The organism is Pseudomonas tritici (genome assembly GCF_014268275.3).
GTDB lineage: Bacteria > Pseudomonadota > Gammaproteobacteria > Pseudomonadales > Pseudomonadaceae > Aquipseudomonas > Aquipseudomonas tritici.
In genome coordinates this window covers 2,215,840-2,238,308 of sequence record NZ_CP077084.1, presented here as the reverse complement: position 1 = coordinate 2,238,308, position 22,469 = coordinate 2,215,840, and the positions used below count along the sequence as shown (strand labels likewise).

19 protein-coding genes are annotated in these 22,469 nt (G+C 58.9%); 7 read left to right on the top strand and 12 right to left on the bottom strand.

Going from position 1 to position 22,469, the window contains the following annotated elements:
- Window position 1: 1 nt before the first annotated feature.
- The 4 genes from HU722_RS10045 (at window position 2) to fabB (ending at window position 4,826) form a co-directional block, all read left to right on the top strand.
- On the top strand, window positions 2–931 hold the full coding sequence (locus HU722_RS10045; RefSeq protein ID WP_065872656.1) for an ABC transporter substrate-binding protein: 930 nt from the start codon (window positions 2–4) through the stop codon (window positions 929–931).
- A complete protein-coding gene (locus HU722_RS10040; RefSeq protein WP_065872657.1) occupies window positions 928–2,829 on the top strand; it encodes an ATP-binding protein in 1,902 nt (633 codons plus the stop codon). Before HU722_RS10045 ends, HU722_RS10040 begins: the two co-directional genes overlap by 4 nt.
- Window positions 2,830–3,078: 249 nt before the next feature.
- Window positions 3,079–3,594 (top strand): 3-hydroxyacyl-[acyl-carrier-protein] dehydratase FabA, encoded by a 516-nt coding sequence (gene fabA, locus HU722_RS10035; protein WP_003210552.1) that lies wholly within the window; start codon window positions 3,079–3,081, stop codon window positions 3,592–3,594.
- 11 nt (window positions 3,595–3,605) lie between these two features.
- Window positions 3,606–4,826 (top strand): beta-ketoacyl-ACP synthase I, encoded by a 1,221-nt coding sequence (fabB, locus tag HU722_RS10030; protein WP_012723103.1) that lies wholly within the window; start codon window positions 3,606–3,608, stop codon window positions 4,824–4,826.
- Between the two features lie 60 nt (window positions 4,827–4,886).
- Here fabB and HU722_RS10025 read toward each other — a convergent pair whose 3' ends face one another.
- Window positions 4,887–5,897, bottom strand: coding sequence for an amidohydrolase family protein (locus HU722_RS10025; RefSeq protein ID WP_065872658.1), 1,011 nt, complete (start codon window positions 5,895–5,897; stop codon window positions 4,887–4,889).
- 140 nt (window positions 5,898–6,037) lie between these two features.
- Here HU722_RS10025 and HU722_RS10020 point away from each other — a divergent pair, with 140 nt between their 5' ends.
- A complete protein-coding gene (locus tag HU722_RS10020; RefSeq protein ID WP_065872659.1) occupies window positions 6,038–6,454 on the top strand; it encodes an OsmC family protein in 417 nt (138 codons plus the stop codon).
- A gap of 64 nt (window positions 6,455–6,518) precedes the next feature.
- A complete protein-coding gene (locus tag HU722_RS10015; protein WP_065872660.1) occupies window positions 6,519–7,385 on the top strand; it encodes a pirin family protein in 867 nt (288 codons plus the stop codon).
- A 108-nt stretch (window positions 7,386–7,493) separates the two neighbouring features.
- Here the strand turns inward: HU722_RS10015 and HU722_RS10010 are convergent, their stop codons facing one another.
- From HU722_RS10010 to HU722_RS09995, 4 genes are all read right to left on the bottom strand, one after another.
- On the bottom strand, window positions 7,494–8,222 hold the full coding sequence (locus HU722_RS10010) for a dienelactone hydrolase family protein (protein ID WP_186752969.1): 729 nt from the start codon (window positions 8,220–8,222) through the stop codon (window positions 7,494–7,496).
- A 67-nt stretch (window positions 8,223–8,289) separates the two neighbouring features.
- Window positions 8,290–10,194 carry a molecular chaperone HtpG gene (gene htpG, locus HU722_RS10005; protein ID WP_065872757.1) on the bottom strand — a complete coding sequence of 635 codons (1,905 nt, stop codon included), beginning with the start codon at window positions 10,192–10,194 and terminating at the stop codon, window positions 8,290–8,292.
- Between the two features lie 89 nt (window positions 10,195–10,283).
- Complete coding sequence (locus tag HU722_RS10000) at window positions 10,284–10,736, bottom strand: PaaI family thioesterase (protein ID WP_065882467.1); 453 nt, start codon at window positions 10,734–10,736, stop codon at window positions 10,284–10,286.
- Window positions 10,733–11,209, bottom strand: a complete 477-nt coding sequence (locus HU722_RS09995; RefSeq protein WP_065872663.1) for a PaaI family thioesterase — start codon at window positions 11,207–11,209, stop codon at window positions 10,733–10,735. The genes HU722_RS10000 and HU722_RS09995 overlap by 4 nt, the downstream gene beginning before the upstream one ends.
- A gap of 157 nt (window positions 11,210–11,366) precedes the next feature.
- On the opposite strand from HU722_RS09995, the gene HU722_RS09990 reads away from it, so the two are divergent.
- On the top strand, window positions 11,367–11,618 hold the full coding sequence (locus HU722_RS09990) for a hypothetical protein (RefSeq protein WP_012723095.1): 252 nt from the start codon (window positions 11,367–11,369) through the stop codon (window positions 11,616–11,618).
- A 90-nt stretch (window positions 11,619–11,708) separates the two neighbouring features.
- On the opposite strand, the gene HU722_RS09985 is transcribed toward HU722_RS09990, so the two are convergent.
- The 7 genes from HU722_RS09985 to HU722_RS09955 form a co-directional block, all read right to left on the bottom strand.
- Complete coding sequence (locus HU722_RS09985; protein WP_065872664.1) at window positions 11,709–12,446, bottom strand: DUF599 domain-containing protein; 738 nt, start codon at window positions 12,444–12,446, stop codon at window positions 11,709–11,711.
- A gap of 137 nt (window positions 12,447–12,583) precedes the next feature.
- Complete coding sequence (brnQ, locus tag HU722_RS09980) at window positions 12,584–13,897, bottom strand: branched-chain amino acid transport system II carrier protein (protein WP_065891391.1); 1,314 nt, start codon at window positions 13,895–13,897, stop codon at window positions 12,584–12,586.
- Between the two features lie 432 nt (window positions 13,898–14,329).
- Window positions 14,330–15,211 (bottom strand): succinate--CoA ligase subunit alpha, encoded by an 882-nt coding sequence (gene sucD / locus HU722_RS09975; protein ID WP_065872666.1) that lies wholly within the window; start codon window positions 15,209–15,211, stop codon window positions 14,330–14,332.
- The gene (gene sucC, locus HU722_RS09970; protein WP_060754516.1) at window positions 15,211–16,377 is read right to left on the bottom strand and encodes an ADP-forming succinate--CoA ligase subunit beta; all 1,167 of its coding nucleotides are present in this window, start codon (window positions 16,375–16,377) and stop codon (window positions 15,211–15,213) included. The genes sucD and sucC overlap by 1 nt, the downstream gene beginning before the upstream one ends.
- 204 nt (window positions 16,378–16,581) lie before the next feature.
- Window positions 16,582–18,018 (bottom strand): dihydrolipoyl dehydrogenase, encoded by a 1,437-nt coding sequence (lpdA, locus tag HU722_RS09965; RefSeq protein ID WP_065882465.1) that lies wholly within the window; start codon window positions 18,016–18,018, stop codon window positions 16,582–16,584.
- Window positions 18,019–18,117: 99 nt separating this feature from the next.
- Window positions 18,118–19,341: a 2-oxoglutarate dehydrogenase complex dihydrolipoyllysine-residue succinyltransferase gene (gene odhB, locus HU722_RS09960; protein WP_065872668.1), complete on the bottom strand. Its 1,224-nt coding sequence runs from the start codon at window positions 19,339–19,341 to the stop codon at window positions 18,118–18,120.
- 44 nt (window positions 19,342–19,385) lie between these two features.
- Entirely contained in the window at window positions 19,386–22,217 is a 2,832-nt protein-coding gene (locus HU722_RS09955; protein WP_065872669.1) for a 2-oxoglutarate dehydrogenase E1 component, read from the bottom strand.
- Window positions 22,218–22,469: the final 252 nt, after the last annotated feature.

The window sequence follows — 22,469 nt, the reverse complement described above, 5'->3', positions numbered from 1 at the left end:
GATGGGCGACTCGTCACGGATGACCCGTTCTTTTATCAATACGCTCTGGCGACGCGCTGCGCTGCTCGGTTGCCTGCTGTTTGCCGCTCCTGCCTGGAGCGCCGAGATCCTGCTGACCGCCGCCGAAGACGGCGCGGGCGTGCAGGCCTTTGCCCAGGCGCTGGCCCAACAACGCCCCGAAGACCAAGTCACTTTCACCGCCCTCAAGGATCTACCGGCTCCCAGCCACCTGCCGGCCAACACACGCCTGATCCTGCTCGACCTGCCCGGCCTCGACTGGCGCCTGCAAGACACCCAGGGCCCGCCGACGCTGGTGCTGCGCATCAGTCGGCTGCAGGCCCACCAGCGCCTGGGCACAACGCAGCACCCACGCATCAGCCTGTTGTGGAGCGACCCGCCGCTGGAGCGCCAATTGCGCCTGATCACCGGCATCCTTCCCCAAGCACGGCGCATCGGCGTGCTCTATGGCGCCGAAAGTGAATTTCTCCTGCCCGAACTGCGCCAGCACGCCACGCCCCTGGGCCTGGAAATCGTGCCGCAGCTCTGGGACAACATTAATGACAGTCGACCGTTGCAAACCCTGTTCAGAAACAGTGACGTGTTGCTTGGCCTCGACGACCCGCAGCTGTACAACCCGAAAACCGCGAAGAACCTGTTGCTGAGCAGCTATGCCCAGCAACTGCCGTTGGTGGGCCCGAATGCGGGCTTTGTGCGGGCCGGCAGCCTGGCCAGCACCTACAGCGACCAGGACGACTGGCTGCGCGTGCTCGACCGCCTGCTCGACCATCCGCCAGCCAATTGGCCGAGTTCGCTGTATCCGGAACACTTCAAAGTCGTGGGCAACCCGCAAGTCGCGCGCTCACTGGGGATCGAACAGGTGGACGAAGCCAGCGTTGCCACGCGATTGGCCGAAGGAGAAAAACGCCCATGACCTTGCGTCGCCGTTGGGATATCAACACCCGTACCCAGCTCATCACCCTGGGCCCGGCACTGTTGCTGACGTTGCTGTTGATCAGCTTCTTTACCTTCGTGCGTATCCAGGACCTGCGCCAGGAACTGGACCACACCGGCCAATTGATCGCCAACCAACTGGCACCCGCCACCGAATACGGGGTGATTTCCGGCAACAATGATGTGCTTGATAGCCTGTTGCGCGCCACGTTGGCCACGCCCCATGTGCGCTTCCTGGAGATCCAGGACAGCAGCGAGAACATCCTGGTGTATGTCGAGCAACCGTCGGAGAAACACGACCGGTCGCTGTCGGTAAAAGTGTTCCAGGCGCCGATTCGCCTGCAACACATCCAGTTGGGCAATGACTTCTTCCAGGACAACCTCAACGAACCCAAGGCACCGCGTGCGGATTACCTGGGCCGGGTGATTGTCGGCATGTCCAACGACGCGTTCAGCCAGCGCCAGCAGGAGATCCTGTTCAAGGCCGGCATCCTGGCGCTGTTCGCCCTGTTGTTCACCTTCCTGCTCGCACGGCGCCTGGCCGCCAGCCTGTCACAGCCAATCAGCGCCATGGGCAATGCGGTGAAGGCCATCCAGCAAGGTGACTACAAGACGCCGCTGCCGATCGTGGATGACTCAGAGCTCGGCGACCTGTCGCGGCATATCAATAACCTCGCCGAAGGGCTCAACCAGGCCAGTCGCGAACAACAGCAGGCCATGGCCCAGTTGATCCAGACCCGCGAAGAAGCCGAGCGCGCCAACAATGCCAAGTCGGATTTCCTGGCGATGATGAGTCATGAGCTGCGCACGCCCATGAACGGTGTGCTGGGCATGTTGCAGTTACTGGAAACCACCGAGATGACCGAGGAGCAGACCGAGTACGCGGCGCTGGCTTCCGAGTCCACCGAGCATTTGCTCAAGGTCATCAATGACATCCTCGACTTCTCGCGGATCGAACGCGCCGCGCTGGAGTTGGAGCACATTCCGTTCAACCTCGCGGAGCTGATCAACAGCTGCGCCCAGGCCTTCCAGCACAGCGCGCAGCAGCGTGGGTTGGCGCTGCAGCTGTCGATCCCGCAAGGGATGGACGCCTTGCGGGTGCAGGGCGACCCGACGCGGATCCGCCAAATCCTGGTGAACCTGATCGGCAACGCACTGAAGTTCACCGAGCACGGCGCGGTCAGCGTTGAACCCCAGTGGCAGGCCCTCGACCATGAACTGGTGTGGTTCACCTGTACCGTGCGTGACAGTGGCATCGGGATTTCCACCGAGCGCCTGGAATTGATGTTCGATGCATTCCAGCAAGCCGACAGTTCCATTTCAAGACGTTACGGCGGCACCGGCCTGGGACTGCCCATCGCCCGTACCCTGGCTGAACGCATGGGCGGCACCCTACGCGCACAGAGCGAAGAAGGCCGTGGCTCGGTGTTCACCCTGGAAATTCCCCTGGCCATTGATCAGCAGAGCTTGCCGGCCATCGCTACCGACGCCGACGGCAAAGGCAGCGCCGGCGATGGCCGCCATGTGTTGCTAGTGGAAGACAACCCAGTCAACCGCACCGTGGTCGAAGCCATGCTGCGCAGCCTGGGCTTCGCAGTGAGCATTGCCACCGACGGCGCCGAGGCGATCCGTAGCGCCGAAAGCCTGATTTTCACGGCGATCCTGATGGATTGCCGACTGCCGCTGATCGATGGCTACGAAGCCACCCGACAGATTCGCCAATTGCCGGGGTGCGCTGACCTGCCGATCATCGCCCTGACTGCCAACGCCTTGCAGGGTGACCGTGAAGCCTGTCTTGCAGCCGGAATGAACGATTACCTGGCCAAGCCGTTCAAACGCACGGATTTGCAGCAAATCCTGCAACGTTGGGTGCAATAGCGCCGCGCCATCAGCCAACTGCGACTGGCGTGAAAGGCGAAAGTGCGGCAGTCTTAGGCACCCGAACGGACCCATAAACAGGCCCGGTTTAAAATTTCAGTGAACAAGTGTACATTGAGTGCCTTGCCGCTGTGACTTTCACTACAACGCAATAGTCTATGTGTAGGCTGCCGACATGAGGCATGAACGCTTCATTCGGTTCGGGAAGATTTGCCCTACCCTGCCGCATGGGATTATTGAGGAGCTCGCATGACCAAACAAAACGCCTTTACTCGGGAAGACCTGCTGCGCTGCAGTCGCGGTGAGCTGTTCGGCCCAGGTAACGCGCAACTGCCCGCCCCGAACATGCTGATGGTGGATCGCATCACCCATATCAGCGAAGAAGGTGGCAAGTACGGCAAAGGTGAATTGGTCGCCGAGCTGGATATCACCCCGGACCTGTGGTTCTTCGCCTGCCATTTCGAAGGTGACCCGGTGATGCCAGGCTGCCTGGGCCTTGACGCCATGTGGCAACTGGTTGGCTTCTACCTGGGCTGGCAAGGCCTGCCGGGTCGCGGTCGCGCCCTGGGTTCGGGCGAAGTGAAATTCTTTGGCCAGGTCTTGCCGACCGCCAAGAAAGTCACCTACAACATTCAAATCAAGCGCGTCCTCAAGGGCAAGCTGAACCTGGCTATCGCTGACGGTTCGGTGACTGTCGACGGTCGCGAGATCTATACTGCCGAAGGTCTTCGAGTCGGCGTATTCACTTCCACTGACAACTTTTAAGGGTTATCCGCATGCGCCGCGTCGTTATCACTGGTCTGGGCATCGTTTCTTGCCTGGGCAATGACAAAGAGACCGTCACCGCTAACCTGCGTGCAAGTCGCCCTGGCATCCGCTTCAACCCGGAATATGCCGAAATGGGTCTGCGTAGCCAGGTTTCCGGCTCCATCGACCTGCCCCTCGAAGAACTGATCGATCGCAAGATCTATCGCTTCGTCGGCCACGCTGCCGCCTACGCCTACCTGGCGATGAAAGACGCGATCGCCGACTCCGGCTTGAGCGAAGACCAGGTATCCAACGTACGCACCGGCCTGATCGCCGGCTCCGGCGGCGCATCGACCCTCAACCAGATGGAAGCGCTGGACATCCTGCGCGAAAAAGGCGTGAAGCGCGTTGGCCCGTACCGTGTTACGCGGACCATGGGCAGCACCGTTTCGGCCTGCCTGGCCACGCCATTTGCCATCAAGGGCGTGAACTACTCGATCTCCTCCGCCTGCGCCACCAGTGCTCACTGCATCGGGACTGCCGTTGAGCAGATCCAGCTGGGCAAGCAGGACATCGTGTTCGCCGGCGGCGGTGAAGAAGAGCATTGGAGCCAATCGTTCCTGTTCGACGCCATGGGCGCACTGTCCACCCAGTACAACGAAACCCCGGAAAAGGCCTCCCGCGCCTACGACGCCAAGCGTGACGGTTTCGTCATTGCCGGCGGCGGCGGCATGGTAGTGGTCGAAGAGCTGGAACACGCTCTGGCCCGTGGTGCCAAGATCTACGCGGAAATCGTTGGCTACGGCGCGACGTCCGACGGCTACGACATGGTTGCGCCAAGCGGTGAAGGCGCCATCCGTTGCATGCAGATGGCGATGTCTACCGTTGACACCCCAATCGACTACCTGAACACCCACGGCACGTCGACTCCGGTCGGCGACGCCAAGGAAATGGAAGGCGTGCGTGCGGTTTTCGGCGACAAGGCCCCGGCCATCAGCTCTACCAAAAGCCTGTCCGGTCACTCCCTGGGCGCCGCTGGCGTTCACGAAGCGATCTACTGCCTGCTGATGATGGAAGGCAACTTCATGGCCGGCTCGGCCAACATCGACGAGATTGATCCGGTTGTGGCTGATATGCCGATCCTGACCAAGACCGTTGAAAACGCCAAGATCGATACCGTGATGAGCAACAGCTTTGGCTTTGGTGGCACTAACGCTACCTTGGTGCTGAAACGCTGGCAGGGTAAGTAAGGCCTGTAGCTTGATCGAATAAAAAGCCCCGACTGGTTCGGGGCTTTTTATTGGGTGAAATCAATACCTCGAAGGCTTAGGCAGGATGGCCAGGAAGTTATCCCGCGCCACTTTGTGGGCCACCTGCGCAGGCAGCGCATCGAGGAACGGATCAAAGCGGCGCATTTCCTTACCCAGCTTGTTGAAGCGCCCTACCACGTCAGAACCCAGCATGAAGCGCTCCGGGAAGCGCTCCACCAGCTTTACCCACTCTGGGCGGGGCTTGCCCGCCTCATCGAGCAAGTAAGGCGTGAGCATGCTCCAGGACAGGTCGATATACAGGTTGGGGTAAGCCTCAAGCAGGCGACTCAACGTGGGCAGTAAGAAGTCCATCTGCACCTGATGCCGGTGGATTTCCTTGCTGGTGCCGGCATGGGCCCAGATAAAGCGGGTGTGTGGATGGTTGCGCAGCGACTCCTCGACCTCGGCGAGATACAGCGGGTTACGCTCGCGCTTGGAGGTGATATTGGAGTGCAGCATCACCGGCAGGTCGTTTTCAGCGGCCAAGTGGTAGATGCGGGTCATGGCTTCGTTATTAGCGCGTGGGGTGTCGCCTGATGTCAGGGCGGTGAGGTCGTCGTGACGGGTGAACACCTCACCGATACCCTGCCACAGCCCCGGGTTCAGGTCGAGCATGCGCTGGATATGGGCCGCGGAGTTTTTGTCGTTAGGGTTAAAGCCCGACAGGAATGGATGAAAGTACTGGCGCTGCTCAGGGGCCAGTTTATTGACCGCAGCGGCGACGATCACGTCAGTGGCACTGTACCAATAGGCATCGGCGTCATCACCGGCGTAATAGCGTGGGCGTTTGGGCTCGTCTTCGTGCCATTTCTTCGCGACCGGTATGCCGGAAATCATCACATGCTCAATGCGGTTGTCGGCCATCGCCTTGAGCAGCTTGTCCATACCCGCCGTTTCCTGGAAAAAATCCACGTAATGCAGGTGCGCGTCGCTGTAGGCATAGTCACGGGCCTGCGCAGCAAGGCTACTGGCGGCGAGCAACAGGGCAAGGGTCAGGCGAGTCCAGGGCACGGTAAAACCTCGATTAGGGCTGATACGGGTAGACCTTGCGCGCCCTGCCGGGGTTCATCCAGCAAAAAACGCGGAACACCGAAGTGCCAGCATGCTCTATAACTGCATGACCTTCATCCTGCCACCCTGTGAGGTTTGCCATGCCTGTTACCGTGAATACCCTGAACCAGGACAACTTTCGCCATAGCGTCAATATCAACAACCATGAGTTGTTTACTGACCTGCCCAAAAGCCTGGGCGGCGACGATTCGGCGCCCTCCCCCCATGACTACTTCGACGCGGCACTGGCGTCGTGCAAAGCCTTGACCGTCAGGCTTTATGCCCAGAAAAAAGACATCCCGTTGACCGGTGTGACCGTGGAAGTCACCCACGACGCCACCGAAGAGCAAAAGGGCAAATACACGCTCAACGTCAAGCTGACGCTAAAGGGCGTACTCACCGACGAACAACGCGATGAATTGCATCGCGTGGCTGATCGCTGCCCGGTGCACAAGTTGATGACTACCGCCGAGGTCAGCATCGAGACCCAATTGTCGGAAGGCGCCTTCAGCCAATAGCGGCAACATCCTACCGAGCGGGTTATGCTCAGAAGCATCCAACCCGCTCAGACTGGGATGCACCATGACCACCCTCACCGTGATCCGCCCTCGCCCCGAAGATGTCGAAGGCCAACCCATCCTGCGCCCTTTGCCATCGCGAGAATGCCGCAGCGTTGGGCCTTTTGTGTTTTTCGACCATATGCTGCTCACCCGCTACGCGCCCGGCGATGGCATGAACATCCGCCAGCACCCGCATATCGGGCTGTCGACCCTCACTTATCTGTTCGACGGTGCACTGCAGCACAAGGACAGCCTGGGGTCGGACCAAGTGGTGCAGGCCGGCGATGTCAGTTGGATGACTGCCGGCAGTGCGATTGCCCACGTCGAGCGCACGCCAGAGGCGCTCAAGGCCAGCGGTTTCAGCCTGCATGGGCTGCAAGTGTGGCTGGCATCACCAATGGACCACGAAACGGGGCCGGGGCATTACAGCCATCACCCGGCAGCGAGCTTGCCGGTGAGTGACAACCTCGGCGTGCAGATCCGCCTGATTGCGGGTGATGGGTTCTGCCTCAAGTCGCCGGTGCCGGTGCTATCGCCCACGCTGTATGCCGAGGTGCGCATGCAAACCGCCACGACGCTGCTGATTCCTGATGAGCATGAGGAACGCGCGGTGTATGTGCTGGAGGGTGAGGTGCAATTGGAGGGTGAGTTACTTGAGGTGCATAGCCTGGTGGTACTGCCGGCCGGACAGGAAATGACACTGTTCGCCGAGAGTGATTGCCACCTGGTGGTGTTCGGCGGCGCGCCACTGGATGGGCCACGGCGGATCAATTGGAATTTTGTGGCGAGTGATCCGGCAGCGATCGAACAGGCGCGCCAGCGCTGGGCGGCAGGGGATTGGCCGACGGTGCCGGGTGAGTCTGAAAGAATTGAGTTGCCGGTGAGATAGCATTCGCGAGCAAGCCCGCTCCCACATTCGAGCGCGTTCCTACAGGGTAAACGCGGTCGAATGTGGGAGCGGGCTTGCTCGCGAAGAGGCCGGAATAAGCGCTGGAGATTAGCCCTTGAACACTTCATCCAACAAGTTATGCATCGACTGAAAAGCCCGCGCAGCGGTCTTCGCGTCGTACATCATCTTGCCCGGCACATTCGCATGCGGGTCAGTGAAGGAATGCACCGCACCGCCGTAGCTCAGCAACTGCCAATCCACACCTGCTGCGTTCATTTCATCTTCAAACGCCGGCAGTTGCTCTTTCGGCACCAACGGGTCGGAAGCACCGTGCAGCACCAGCACTGAACCCTTGATGTTCTTCGCATCCGCCGGATTCGGCGTGTCGAGGGTGCCGTGGAACGATACCGCAGCCTTCAACGGCGCACCGGTACGCGCCAGCTCCAAGGAGCAGCAACCGCCAAAGCAGAACCCAAAGGTCGCCAACCTGGCGGTATCAACCGCCGCTTCGGTCTGGCCTTGCAACTGCTCGAAGGCCGCCTGCATGCGCTTGGTCAGCAACACGCGGTCATTCTTCAGCGGCATCATCGCTGCGCCGGCTTCATCGCCATTTGACGGGCGCACGGTTTGCCCGTACAGGTCGGCGATGAGCACCACGTAGCCCTTGCTGGCCACGCTTTTGGCGATCTCTTCGGCACCTGCACTCACACCCATCCAGTTCGGCGCCATCAGCAGGCCCGGCAACGGGCCTTTGTGGCTGGCATCGAATGCCAGGCGGCTCTCATAAGACTGGCCATCAATCTGATAGACCACGGAACGCACAGTGACTTGGCTCATCATTTTCTCCAGTTGAGGTGCAGTAGAACGAAAAAACCCGCCGAGGCGGGTTTTCTCTACAACGGTGTCAAACCGACAGTTCAACCAACAGCTTGTTCAGGCGGCGCACATAAGCGGCCGGATCTTTCAGGCTGTCGCCAGCGGCCAGGGCCGCTTGGTCGAAGAGGATGTGCGACAGGTCGCCAAAGCGCTCTTCATTCTGCTCTGCATCGAGCTTCCCGATCAGCGGGTGAGCCGGGTTGAATTCGAAGATCGGCTTGGAATCCGGAACCTTCTGGCCGCTCGCTTCGAGGATCTGGCGCATCTGCATGCCCAGGTCCGCCTCGCCGATGGCCAGGATCGCCGGGGAATCGGTCAGACGGTGGGAAACCCGCACTTCGCTGACAGCCTCGCCCAGGGACGCCTTGATCCGCTCAACCAGGCCTTCTTTAGCCTTGGCGACTTCTTCGGCTTCTTTCTTCTCTTCTTCGGAGTCCAGGTTACCCAGGTCCAGGTCACCACGGGCCACATCGACGAAGGTCTTGCCGTCGAACTCGCTGAGGTAGCTCATCAGCCACTCATCGATACGGTCGGTCAGCAGCAGCACTTCGATGCCTTTCTTGCGGAAGACTTCCAGGTGCGGGCTGTTCTTGACCTGGGCGTAGGTTTCGCCGGTCAGGTAGTAGATCTTGTCCTGACCTTCCTTGGCCCGTGCCAGGTACTCGGCCAGCGACACAACTTGCTCGCCACCCTCTTCATGAGTCGAGGCAAAACGCAGCAGGCCGGCAATTTTTTCCTTGTTGGCGAAATCTTCAGCAGGGCCTTCTTTCATGACCTGGCCGAAGTTTTTCCAGAAGCCTTTGTATTGCTCAGGCTCGTTCTTCGCCAGTTTTTCCAGCATGTCGAGCACGCGTTTGGTCAGCGCCGACTTCATGGAGTCGATGATTGGGTCTTTTTGCAGGATTTCCCGCGACACGTTCAGCGACAGGTCATTAGAGTCGACCACGCCTTTGATAAAGCGCAGGTACAGCGGCAGGAAGGATTCCGCCTGGTCCATCACGAACACGCGCTGCACGTAGAGCTTGAGGCCCTTCGGCGCTTCGCGCTGGTACAGGTCGAACGGAGCACGGGCCGGCACGTAGAGCAGCGAGCTGTATTCCAGCTTGCCTTCGACCTTGTTGTGGCTCCAGCTCAGCGGGTTTTCGTAGTCGTGACCGATGTGCTTGTAGAACTCCTGGTATTCCTCGTCCTTGATCTCGGTGCGAGGACGGGTCCACAGCGCGCTGGCGCGGTTGACCACTTCCCATTCCTGGGCCGGCGCTTCTTCGCCTTCGGCGGCCGCTTGTTCTTTCGGCAGCTCGATCGGCAAAGCGATGTGGTCGGAGTACTTCTTGACGATGTTGCGCAGGCGCCAGCCATCGGCAAACTCGTCTTCACCGTCTTTGAGGTGCAGCACGATACGCGTGCCACGGTCGGCCTTATCGATGGTAGCGATTTCGAACTCGCCCTCACCTTTGGATGACCAGTGCACGCCTTCACTGGCGTCGAGGCCGGCACGACGGCTGAACACTTCAACTTTATCGGCAACGATAAAGGCCGAATAGAAGCCCACGCCGAATTGGCCGATCAGGTGCGAATCTTTCTTCTGGTCGCCCGACAGATTCTTCATGAAATCAGCGGTACCGGATTTGGCGATGGTACCCAAGTGGGTAATCGCGTCTTCACGGCTCATGCCGATGCCGTTGTCTTCGAGGGTGACGGTCTTGGCGTCCTTGTCGAAGCTCACACGGATTTTCAGTTCGGCGCCACCTTCCAGCAACTCAGGCTTGGACAGGGCTTCGAAACGTAACTTGTCGACAGCGTCAGAGGCGTTCGAGATCAATTCGCGAAGGAAGATTTCCTTGTTGGAATACAGCGAATGGATCATGAGGTGCAGCAGTTGCTTCACCTCGGTCTGGAAGCCCAGGGTTTCCTTTTGAGTTTCCACACTCATGGTCATCAAACTCCAATTGGATGGCAGTGGCCGCGCCCTTGAGGGTTGGCGGCGGGTTGTCATCAAAGTTGGGGGCTAAGACCAGGATTTCAAGGGCGGCTCTGTTCCTCGATTTTGAAATGCGCACGAGCGGTGGCGATAGGCTCGGCCGCAGTGCTTTGCCAGGCGGTGATCGCCACGTTTGCCACTCGTCGGCCTTGGCGCCACACCTGGCATTTGGCGTAGGTGTCGCGAAATTGCCCGGCGCGCAGGTAATCCAAGGAAAAATCGATGATTTTCGGGATGCCTGGCGCACCGGTAAACACCAGCAGGTGCAGCGCCGCCGACAGCTCCATAAAGCCCGCGATCACTCCGCCGTGCAGCGCCGGCAATATTGGGTTACCAATATTGTCCTTGTTGGCCGGTAGCCGAAACAGCAATTCATCTCCAAGGCGGGTGCATTCGATGCCGATCAGTTTGGCGTAAGGGATCAGGTTGAGCAGCGCCTCGTAATCGCCGCGCGCATGGGCCTGCTCGAGGCGGGTCTTGAAACGGTGGGTCATGCCTGTTCTCCCTTGATCGTACTGCCCAGCCCTTGCGTGCCTTTGAGGCGCTTGCCCATGCGCATGAACGTACCCACCACATGGGCGATGGGTTGTTGCGGGTCATCCTGATAGGCGAAGCCACGGGTGAAGATCACGTCGGTGGTCACTCGATAGCATTGGGCGAAGCCATACACCGGTTGATGTGGCGCGGCGGGGTGCATGTAATCGACCCGCAGGTCGAGGGTCGGGCACACCTCGAATTCCGGCAATACACACAGGGTGGCCATGCCGCAGGCCGTGTCCATCAGGGAGGTCAGCGCGCCGCCGTGGATCACGCCGGTAGTGGGGTTTCCTACCAGATGCGCGGCGTAGGGCATGACAAGTGTGACGCCCTGCGCGTCGGCGTGATGAGCGGTAATGCCCAACACCTGACAATGGCGCAAGGCCGATACAAAGCGTGCCGCACGCGCTAGCAGGGGATTTTCAGTCATCGTGTCTGGACTCTTATTTGTATGGATTCGCAGTATCGGTGGCGCGTGTGAAAGTTCCTGGGTGACTGTTTTTATATATCTTCGTAACAAAAGGAACTAATGCTGAACGGCCATGCTCGAAAGGCCAGTAGATATCTTCAATAAGGAGAAACACCCCATGCGCAAGACTTTAGCTATTTCCATGATGTTGGCCGCTGCCCTCGGTCTCGCTGCCTGCGACAAGAAATCCGAAGACAAAGCCCAAGACGCCGCAGCACATTCCGAGCAAGCTCAGAAAGATATGGCGAAGGCTCAGGATAAAGTGAACGACGCTGCGAAAGAAAACGCCGATGCTGCCAAAGCTCAGGCTGAATCGAACGCCGCCGCCGCAAAAGAAGCAGCACCTGCTACCCCTGCCACCGGTTCTTGAGACCGCGGCTTGAAATAGCGTTGCTGCAAGAAGAAAGCCCGCTTAGATAGCGGGCTTTCTTTTGTCTGTCATTTAGAGTTGAAGGCTTAACTAAGCCGCCTCTTTAGCCACTTCCGGCAACGGCGTATCGGTCTGCGTATACACCATCACTTGCAGTACGTCGGAATGAAACTCCCGGCGATACAGTACCAGCACCACCCCACTGCTCATCAACATGAACAACCAGGGGCTGACAAACCACGCGAGCATGGTCATGCCGAAGTAATAAGCGCGCAGGCCAAAGTTGAACTGGTTGGCGGCCATGGAGATCACCCGTGCCGCGCGCAGGGCAAATGCGTTGCGCTCCTGCTCCGACACGTGCCGCTCGCCGATCATCGGTGCCGAGCCCACCAGCACCGCTGCGAAATTGTACTGGCGCATGCACCAGCTGAACGTGAAAAACGCATAGACGAATACCAGCGCCAGGCACAGCAGCTTGATCTCTGACATGCCTTGGGAGGCCTGCTGCACCATGGGGATGTCTGCCAACAGCGACACCGCGCGCTCCGAGGCGCCGAGCACGGTGAGAATGCCGGCCAGGATAATCAAGGTGCTGGAAGCGAAGAACGAGGCGTTGCGTTCCAAGTTGCCGATCACACTGGCGTCGGCGATGCGGTTGTCGCGCAATAGCATGCGGCGCATCCAGTCTTCGCGATACAGATGCAGCACGCTGGCGAGGCATGCGGTGTCCCGGGCTTTCCAGGTAGCATAGCGGGTGTAACCACCCCAGCAGAGGACGAACCAGAGGGCAGCGAGCAGGTGGATCTGATTGGTTTCGACGAACGACATGTGGGTCCTGTTACACGGTGTGTGTGGATGTTAACGCAGTCTAAAGAGTTCCAACTTTAGAAGGTTGTTGTGTCATAAGCATAAAAAATGCCCCGTATCGATTGATACGGGGCATTTCAGTACTGCGCGAACGTGGGTTATGCGATCGCTTCGCTACGCTTGCCGAGCATACGGTCAATCACCACCGTCACGACCAACACCATCACCGAAGGCACCAGCCACGCCAGGCCCTGCTCGCTCAACGGCAAATTCGCCAACTGCGACGGCAACCAACCCGCCAGGCCCGCGCCCTTGAGCGCGTCGATGCAGCCAAAGATGAACGACACCAACATCACTGGGCCAACGATCCGGCCCTGCTCCTGCCAGAAGTCTTTGCAGAAGCTCAGCGCCACCAGCACGATGCACGGCGGATAGATCGCGGTGAGTACCGGGATCGAGAACGCGATCAGCTTGGTCAGGCCCAGGTTGGACACGAACAGCGAGAACAGCGCCAGGATCACCACCAGGGTCTTGTAGGACAGCGGCAAGACGCGGCTGAAGTACTCGGCGCAGGCACAGGTGAGGCCAACAGCCGTGACCAGGCACGCCAGGGAGATCAGCACCGCCAGGAAGCCGCTGCCCAGGGAGCCAAACGTGTGTTGCACATAGGCGTGCAATACGGCGGCGCCATTGGCAGCACCGGCGGCGACTTCATGGCTGCCCGAACCCAGGCGGAACAGGCTGACATACACCAGGGCCAGGCCCACACCGGCAATCAAGCCGGCGATGATTGCGTAGCGGGTGATCAGCTTTGGCGACTCCACACCACGGGAGCGAATCGCGTTGACGATCACGATGCCGAACACCAGGGCGCCCAGGGTATCCATGGTCAGGTAGCCATTGATGAAGCCTTCAGAGAACGGCGCAGCCACGTATTTCGGCGTGGCAACCCCCAAGTCTCCCGCCGGCAAGGCAAACGCTGCGATGCCAAGGATGGCCAACGCAATGATCTTCAGCGGCGCCAGAAAGCGACCCACGGTGTCCAGCAGTCGGCCTGGGTACAGGGAGACAAAGAACACCACCAGGAAATACACCGAACTGTAGAGGAACAGCGCCAACGGGCTTTCGCCGGTCAGCGGCGCCAGGCCCACTTCGAAAGATACGGTCGCGGTACGCGGGGTGGCGAACAGCGGCCCTACCGCCAGATACGCCGCCGCCGCCAGCAGGCCACCGGCGATCTTGCCGATCGGGCTGCTCAACGCGTCCATACCGCCGCCAACCTTGGCCAGCGCGATCACGGTGACCACCGGCAAACCCACTGCGGTAATCAGAAAGCCCAGCGCTGCCATCCAGACGTGAGGCCCGGACTGCAAACCAACGATAGGCGGGAAGATGATGTTGCCGGCGCCCACGAACAGGGCAAAGGTCATAAAACCCAGCGCCAGGATGTCCTGGCTTTTCAACACTTTCATTTGAGGAAATACCACACTACTGAATCGGAATTTAGAGAGGGATTCCCTATGGATGAGGGAAATACTGCCGGCCCTTATGGGAGCCGACCGGTCTAGCGCGCGGCTTCCTTTTGGGATGCGGGCGCATAAAGAGGCGGCTAGGGTACAGAATTGGGCTGACAAACGCACTGTTGCGGGGCGTACTGTCCGATAAGCGACATTTCTATGTCGCATTCATATATCTAAATGTTGGAATACAATCGAATGTGGGAGCGGGCTTGCTCGCGAAAGCGGTGTTTCAGCACCTGACTGGCTAGCTGATACACCGCTTTCGCGAGCAAGCCCGCTCCCACATTTTGATCTGCGCCAGTCGCGAATTCAGCTGTCCCAGAACGCACAAAGGCCACCCGAAGGTGGCCTTTGTGTGGGTGAAGCGTCAGTTAAGCGCGAGGCTTACTTGACAGCCCAACCGGTCAGCTCGGACAAAGCCTTGCCGATGTCTGCCAGCGAACGCACGGTTTTAACGCCTGCGTCTTCCAGGGCAGCAAACTTCTCGTCTGCAGTGCCCTTGCCGCCAGAGATGATTGCGCCAGCATGGCCCATGCGCTTGCCAGCAGGGGCAGTCACACCAGCGATGTAGGAAACAACCGGCTTAGTCACGTGTGCCTTGATGTAGGCAGCCGCTTCTTCTTCAGCCGAACCGCCGATCTCACCGATCATGACGATCGCTTCGGTCTTCGGGTCTTCCTGGAACAGCTTCAGGATGTCGATGAAGTTGGAGCCTGGGATCGGGTCACCGCCGATGCCGACGCAAGTCGACTGACCGAAACCGGCGTCAGTGGTCTGCTTAACAGCTTCGTAGGTCAGGGTGCCGGAACGGGAAACGATACCGACTTTGCCTGGCAAGTGAATGTGACCTGGCATGATGCCGATCTTGCATTCGCCTGGGGTGATCACGCCTGGGCAGTTAGGGCCGATCAGGGTAACACCCAGCTCGTCGCACTTAACTTTAGCGTCCAGCATGTCCAGGGTAGGAATGCCTTCGGTGATGCAGACGATCAGCTTGATGCCGCCGAAGGCTGCTTCCAGGATGGAGTCCTTGCAGAAAGGAGCTGGAACGTAGATCACGCTGGCGGTAGCGCCAGTGGTTTCTACGGCTTCTTTCACGGTGTTGAACACTGGCAGACCCAGGTGCTCGGTACCGCCTTTACCAGGAGTAACGCCACCCACCATCTTGGTGCCGTATTCAATGGCTTGCTGGGTGTGGAAACTACCTTGCGAACCGGTAATACCCTGGCAGATAACTTTGGTGTCTTTATTGATCAGGACGCTCATTATTTGCCCTCCGCAGCTTTGACAACTTGTTGAGCAGCGTCGGTCAGGCTGGTAGCCGCGATGATGTTCAAACCGCTTTCTGCCAGTACTTTAGCGCCCAGTTCAGCGTTGTTACCTTCAAGGCGAACAACAACCGGGATTTTAACGCCGACTTCTTTCACTGCACCGATGATGCCTTCGGCAATCATGTCGCAACGAACGATGCCGCCGAAGATGTTGACCAGTACTGCAGCGACGTTGGCGTCGGACAGGATGATCTTGAAGGCTTCGGTCACGCGTTCTTTGGTAGCACCACCGCCCACGTCGAGGAAGTTGGCTGGTTTGCCGCCATGCAGGTTGACGATGTCCATGGTACCCATGGCCAGGCCAGCACCGTTGACCATGCAACCGATGTTACCTTCCAGGGCTACGTAGTTCAGTTCGAACTTGGCAGCGTGCGCTTCGCGCGGATCGTCTTGCGACGGATCGTGGAAAGTCTTCAGCTTAGGCTGACGGTACATGGCGTTGGCGTCGATGTTGATCTTGGCGTCCAGGCAGTGCAGATCGCCGTCAGCCTTGATCACCAGCGGGTTCACTTCCAGCAGGGCCAGATCGTGATCCTGGAACAGTTTGGCCAGACCCACGAAGATCTTGGCGAACTGGGCAACTTGCTTCCCTTCCAGGCCCAGCTGGAATGCCAACTCGCGACCCTGGAATGGCTGAGCGCCAACCAGTGGATCGATAGTGGCTTTCAGAATTTTTTCTGGGGTCTCGTGAGCGATTTTCTCGATGTCCACGCCACCTTCGGTGGAAGCCATGAACACGATGCGACGGCTCGAACGGTCAACGACAGCGCCCAGGTACAGCTCTTTAGCGATATCAGTGCACGATTCAACCAGGATCTTGGTGACTGGCTGGCCATTGGCATCAGTCTGGTAAGTCACCAGACGCTTGCCCAGCCACTGCTGTGCGAAGGCCTTGGCGTCTTCTTTGCTGCGAACCAGCTTAACGCCGCCCGCTTTACCGCGACCACCAGCGTGGACCTGGGCTTTGACAACCCACTCGGTGCCGCCGATTTTGTCGCAAGCTTCTGCTGCTGCTTCCGGGGTGTCTACTGCGTAGCCCTTGGATACTGGCAGGCCGTATTCAGCGAACAGCTGCTTACCCTGATACTCGTGAAGATTCATGCTTTTTACCGTCTTCGTTAGGTACTGCGCATTCGGCGCTGCGCTCATTATGAGTGCCGCGCCACCTGTGACTGCTGCTTGCGCAACTTGCGGGGCTCAAGGCCCGTAAAGCTGCGCAAGACTGCGTCCAGCGGATATTCCGCGGTGAGTCTTGCGCGCAAGGCTCACGACGGGCAACTCCGCCGTGGTTTCTTATTATCTCGCTTAGCGCTTCTTCTTGTTGGCGATGTGGATGGCGCCGCCATTCACTGCCAACGCTGCTTCGTGCAACGCTTCGGACAGGGTCGGATGGGAGAAGACCATCATGCCCAGGTCCTCGGCACTGGTGCCGAATTCCATACCGATCGCGCCTTGCTGAACCAGTTCTGCAGCGCTTGGGCCAATCACGTGGACGCCCAATACGCGGTCAGTCTTGGCATCAGCGATGACTTTGACAAAACCACCGGTGTCGTTGGCTGCCATGGCACGGCCAGAAGCAGCAAACGGGAAGGTGCCGACGTTAACTTCAACGCCTTCAGCTTTCAACTGCTGTTCGTTCTTGCCGACCCATGCAATTTCCGGGTGGGTGTAGATAACCGATGGGATCAGGTCGTAGTTCATCTGGGTCTTGTGACCCTTGATGCGCTCGACAACCATAATGCCTTCTTCGGAAGCCTTGTGCGCGAGCATCATGCCGCGAACCACGTCGCCGATGGCGTACACGCCAGGCACGGTGGTAGCGCAGTGATCGTCAACGTGGATGAAGCCACGCTCGTCGATGTTCACGCCGCTGTCAGCTGCCAGCAGGTCGGTGGTCACTGGACGGCGACCGACGGCTACGATCAGCTTGTCGAATGTGATGGTCTGCTCGCCTTCTTTATCGGTGTAGGTCACAACGACTTCTTCGCCGTTGACCTTGGAACCGGTAACACGGGCGCCCAGTTTGATGTCCAGACCTTGCTTGGTCAGGGTTTTCAGGGCTTCTTTGGACACCGCGGTGTCGGCAGCCAGCAGGAACGTGTCCAGGGCTTCCAGCACGGTGACTTCGGAACCCAAACGGGACCATACCGAACCCAGTTCCAGGCCGATCACGCCAGCGCCGATCACGCCCAGACGCTTAGGAACCGATTGGAACTCCAGGGCGCCGGTCGAATCAACGATCACGTTCTGGTCAACTGGAGCAGGCGGGATGTCGATTGGACGCGAACCTGGGGCCAGGATTACGTTCTCGGCTTCGATGACTTCAACCGAGCCGTCTGGCTTGGTGATTTCAACTTTCTTGCCGGCCAGCAGCTTGCCGTGGCCTTGCAGGGAAGTCACGCCGTTGGCCTTGAACAAGGTGGCAACGCCGGAGGTCAGGCCTTTAACGATGTTGGCTTTACGGCCGACCATTGCTGGCACGTCCATGGTCACGCCAGCGTGGTTAATGCCGTGGATCGCGAAACCGTCTTGGGCTTCATGGAATTTCCAGGAGCTGTCCAGCAGCGCCTTGGAAGGAATGCAACCAACGTTCAGGCAAGTACCGCCCAGCGCCAGTTTGCCTTCCTTGTCGGTGTATTTTTCGATGCAAGCAGTCGAGAGGCCCAGTTGTGCGGCCTTGATGGCGGCAACATAGCCGCCAGGACCTGCACCAATCACTACGACGTCAAATTTCTGTGTCATGAAAATAGATCCTCTATTTGCGACAAGCTTCTAGCCCCAAGCTGCAAGCCAAGCTGCTTTTTCCTACAGCTTGTAGCTCGCAACTTGAAGCTGCTTCAATCAGATATCCAGCAGCAGACGAGCTGGGTCTTCCAGCAGGTTCTTGATGGTCACCAGGAAAGTCACGGCTTCTTTACCATCGATCAGGCGGTGATCGTAAGACAGTGCCAGGTACATCATCGGGCGGATCACGACTTGGCCGTTGATGGCCATAGGACGCTGGATGATATTGTGCATGCCCAGGATCGCAGCTTGTGGCGGGTTGACGATCGGCGTCGACATCATCGAACCGAAGGTACCACCGTTAGTGATGGTGAACGTACCGCCGGTCATCTCGTCGATGGTCAGCTTGCCGTCACGGGCTTTCTTGCCGAAGCCGGCGATGCCGCCTTCGATTTCAGCCAGGCTCATCAGCTCGGCGTTACGCAGGACTGGAACCACCAGGCCACGGTCGCTGGACACGGCAACGCCGATGTCTGCATAGCCGTGGTAAACGATGTCGGTACCGTCGATCGAAGCGTTGACTGCCGGGTAGCGTTTCAGCGCTTCAGTAGCCGCTTTCACGAAGAACGACATGAAGCCCAGGCGCACGCCATTGTGGGACTTCTCGAACAGATCCTTGTACTTCGAACGCAGGGCCATGACTTCGGTCATGTCGACTTCGTTGAAGGTAGTCAGCATCGCCATGTTCGACTGTGCTTCAACCAGACGCTTGGCCACGGTGGCACGTACGCGGGTCATCGGTACGCGCTTCTCGGTGCGGTCGCCAGCGGCGAACACAGGCGCAGCGGCAGCCGGGGCAGCTGCCTTGGCAGGTGCGGCAGCTGGGGCGTTTTTCTTGGCTTCAACTGCAGCCACCACGTCTTCCTTGGTCACACGGCCGTCTTTGCCGGTGCCTTTGATGGACGCCAGGTTGATGCCGTTTTCTTCAGCCAACTGACGGGCAGCCGGTGCAGCGATTGGATCTTCGCCGCCTGCGGCCGGAGCAGCAGCGGGAGCCGAAGCAGCAGCCGGTGCAGCGGCGGCAGGAGCAGCGGCAGCAGCGCTGCCCTCTTCGATCGAGCCCAGCACCTGGTTCGACAGAACGGTAGCGCCTTCTTCGGCAACGATTGCGCCCAGTACGCCGTCAGCTTCGGCCAACACTTCCAGAACGACTTTGTCGGTCTCGATGTCGACGATCAGGTCGTCACGCTTTACAGCGTCGCCTGGTTTCTTGTGCCAGGTGGCAACGGTGCCATCGGCAACCGATTCCGGGAATGACGGGGCTTTGATTTCGATAGCCATTATCTGTGGGTCCTTAAAATTCGGTTTCAGTCAGCGCGAAGGCGTTAAACAGTGAAAGCATCTTGCAGCAGTTTTTCCTGCTGCTCGGCGTGCATCGACGCATAACCACACGCAGGTGCAGCAGAAGCGTCACGACCGGCATATTCCAGGCCCAGGGCCTGCTTATGGTTACCGATGCTGCGACGCAAATGATGCTGGCTGCTGTACCAAGCGCCCTGGTTCATCGGTTCTTCCTGGCACCACACCACGTGAGTGAGGTTGGTGTAAGGCGCAATGGCCTCCATCAGGTCGTCTTCCGGGAACGGGTAAAGCTGCTCGATACGCACGATGGCGATGTCTTCGCGGCCTTCGGCACGGCGTTTTTCCAGCAGGTCGTAGTAGACTTTGCCGCTGCACAGGACCAGGCGAGTCACTTTCGCCGCGTCCAGCGTATCGATCTCTGGAATAACGGTCTGGAACGAACCATCCGCCAGATCTTCCAGGGTCGAGATGGCCAATTTATGACGCAGTAGCGACTTCGGTGTCAGTACCACCAGCGGCTTGCGCAGCGGGCGGATCACCTGGCGACGCAGCAAGTGGTAGATCTGGGCCGGGGTAGTCGGCACGCACACCTGGATGTTGTGCTCGGCGCACAGCTGCAGGTAACGCTCCAGACGGGCCGAGGAGTGCTCCGGACCCTGACCTTCATAACCGTGTGGCAGCAGCATGGTCAGACCGCACAGACGGCCCCACTTGTGCTCGCCGCTGGTGATGAACTGGTCGATAACCACCTGGGCACCGTTGGCGAAGTCGCCGAACTGGGCTTCCCAGATCACCAGCGCCTGAGGCGTGGTGGTCGAGTAACCGTATTCGAACGCCAGTACGGCTTCTTCGGACAGGAACGAATCGTACAGGTCGAAACGTGGCTGGCCTGCGTACAGGTTCTGCAACGGGATGTAGGTGCCCGCGTCTTTCTGGTTGTGCAATACAGCATGACGGTGCGAGAACGTACCACGGCCGATGTCCTGGCCGGTCATGCGAATCGGGTGACCTTCGAACGCCAGGGTCGCGTACGCCATGGTTTCGGCGTAACCCCAGTTGATCGGCAGGCCGCCGGCTTGCATCTTCTGACGGTCTTCGTAGATCTTCGCAACCTGGCGCTGAACCACGAAACCTTCCGGGATTTCCAGCAGCTTGGCGGACAATTCCTGCAAGGTCTTCAGATCGAACGACGTATCGTGACGCGCAGTCCAGGCGTGGCCCAGGTACGGACGCCAGTCAACGAACAACTCTTTGTTCGGCTCTTTAACCAGGCTTTTTACAACATGCAAACCATTGTCCAGCGCGTTGCGGTATTCATCGACTTTCGCCTGAACACGCGCATCGTCAACCACGCCGGCCTTGGTCAGGCTTTCGGCGTACAGCTCACGGGTAGTGCGCTGCTTGGTGATCTGCTGATACATCAACGGCTGAGTACCGCTTGGCTCGTCCGCTTCGTTGTGACCGCGACGGCGGTAGCAAACCAGGTCGATCACCACGTCACGCTTGAACTGCATGCGGTAATCAATGGCCAACTGGGTCACAAACAGCACAGCTTCCGGATCATCGCCATTCACATGGAGGATCGGCGCCTGGATCATCTTGGCAACGTCGGTCGCGTACTCGGTAGAGCGCGCGTCCAGCGGGTTGCTGATGGTGAAGCCAACCTGGTTGTTGATGACGATGTGAACGGTACCGCCGGTCTTGAAGCCGCGGGTCTGCGACATCTGGAACGTTTCCAGGACCACGCCTTGACCGGCGAAAGCCGCGTCACCGTGGATGGAAATCGGCAGAACCTTTTCACCGGTGGTGTCATTACGACGATCCTGGCGAGCACGGACCGAACCCTCGACCACTGGAGAAACAATTTCCAGGTGGGATGGGTTGAAGGCCATGGCCAGGTGAACTTCACCGCCAGTGGTCATCACGTTGGACGAGAAGCCCTGGTGGTATTTAACGTCACCGGAACCCAGCTCAACCTTCTTCTTGCCTTCGAACTCGTCGAACAGCTCACGCGGGTTCTTGCCGAAGGTGTTGACCAACACGTTCAAGCGACCACGGTGAGCCATGCCGATCACGATTTCCTTGGTGCCGTAGGAACCGGAACGCTGGATCAACTCGTCGAGCATCGGGATCAGGCTTTCGCCGCCTTCCAGACCGAAACGCTTGGTGCCCGGGTACTTGGTACCCAGGTACTTTTCCAGGCCTTCGGCAGCGGTTACGCGCTCGAGCAGATGGCTACGCACATCTTCAGACAGCACCGGACGACCACGCACACCTTCCAGACGGTGCTGGAACCAGTGGCGTTGCTCGGAATCGGTGATGTGCGTGAACTCAGCGCCAATGGTGCGGCAATATGTCTGCTGCAACGCTTCGTGAATTTCGCGTAGGCTCGCCTCCTCTTTGCCGATGAACAGGTCGCCGGCACGGAAGGTCGTATCAAGATCGGCATTGGTCAAGCCGTAATGATTGATCGACAGGTCAGCAGGTGCAGGACGCTGCCAGAGCCCCAGCGGGTCAAGCTGGGCCGCCTGGTGGCCACGCATCCGGTAGGCCTGGATCAGTCGCAATACCTCAACTTGCTTCTTCTCGTGCTCACTGCTCACGCTGCCGGCGGAAACCGGTTGGGCGCGGCGCTGGTTCTTTGCCAGCAGCACAAACTGATCGCGAATCGTGGCGTGCGATACATCGGTGGCAGCGTTGCCGTCTGAAGACAACGTCTGAAATTTGGTGCGCCATTCTTCTGGCACAGCGTTAGGGTCGTGCAGGTAGAGCTCATAAAGCTCTTCCACATAGGCAGCGTTACCACCTGAAAGATAGCCGCTGTTCCACATGCGCTGCATCACGCTTTCTTGCATGCTTGGTCACCCTCGATTTGGGGACACCACCGGCGAAAACACCGAGTTTGCTTGCAAAAGGCCAAGTGCAGCGACCAAAACAAGCCACTTAGGATCACGCTGATAGTTCGGGTACCAACCCGAATGCCCCTGCTTGTCTCATTTCTTCAAAATAAGAGCCGCGGCTTTGTAAGTCGCTGCTCAAGTTAAAACTACGGCGCCGGTTGAAGCCTGCGCCGTAGCATTTACGGGCACAACGGTCCTGCTTTTACT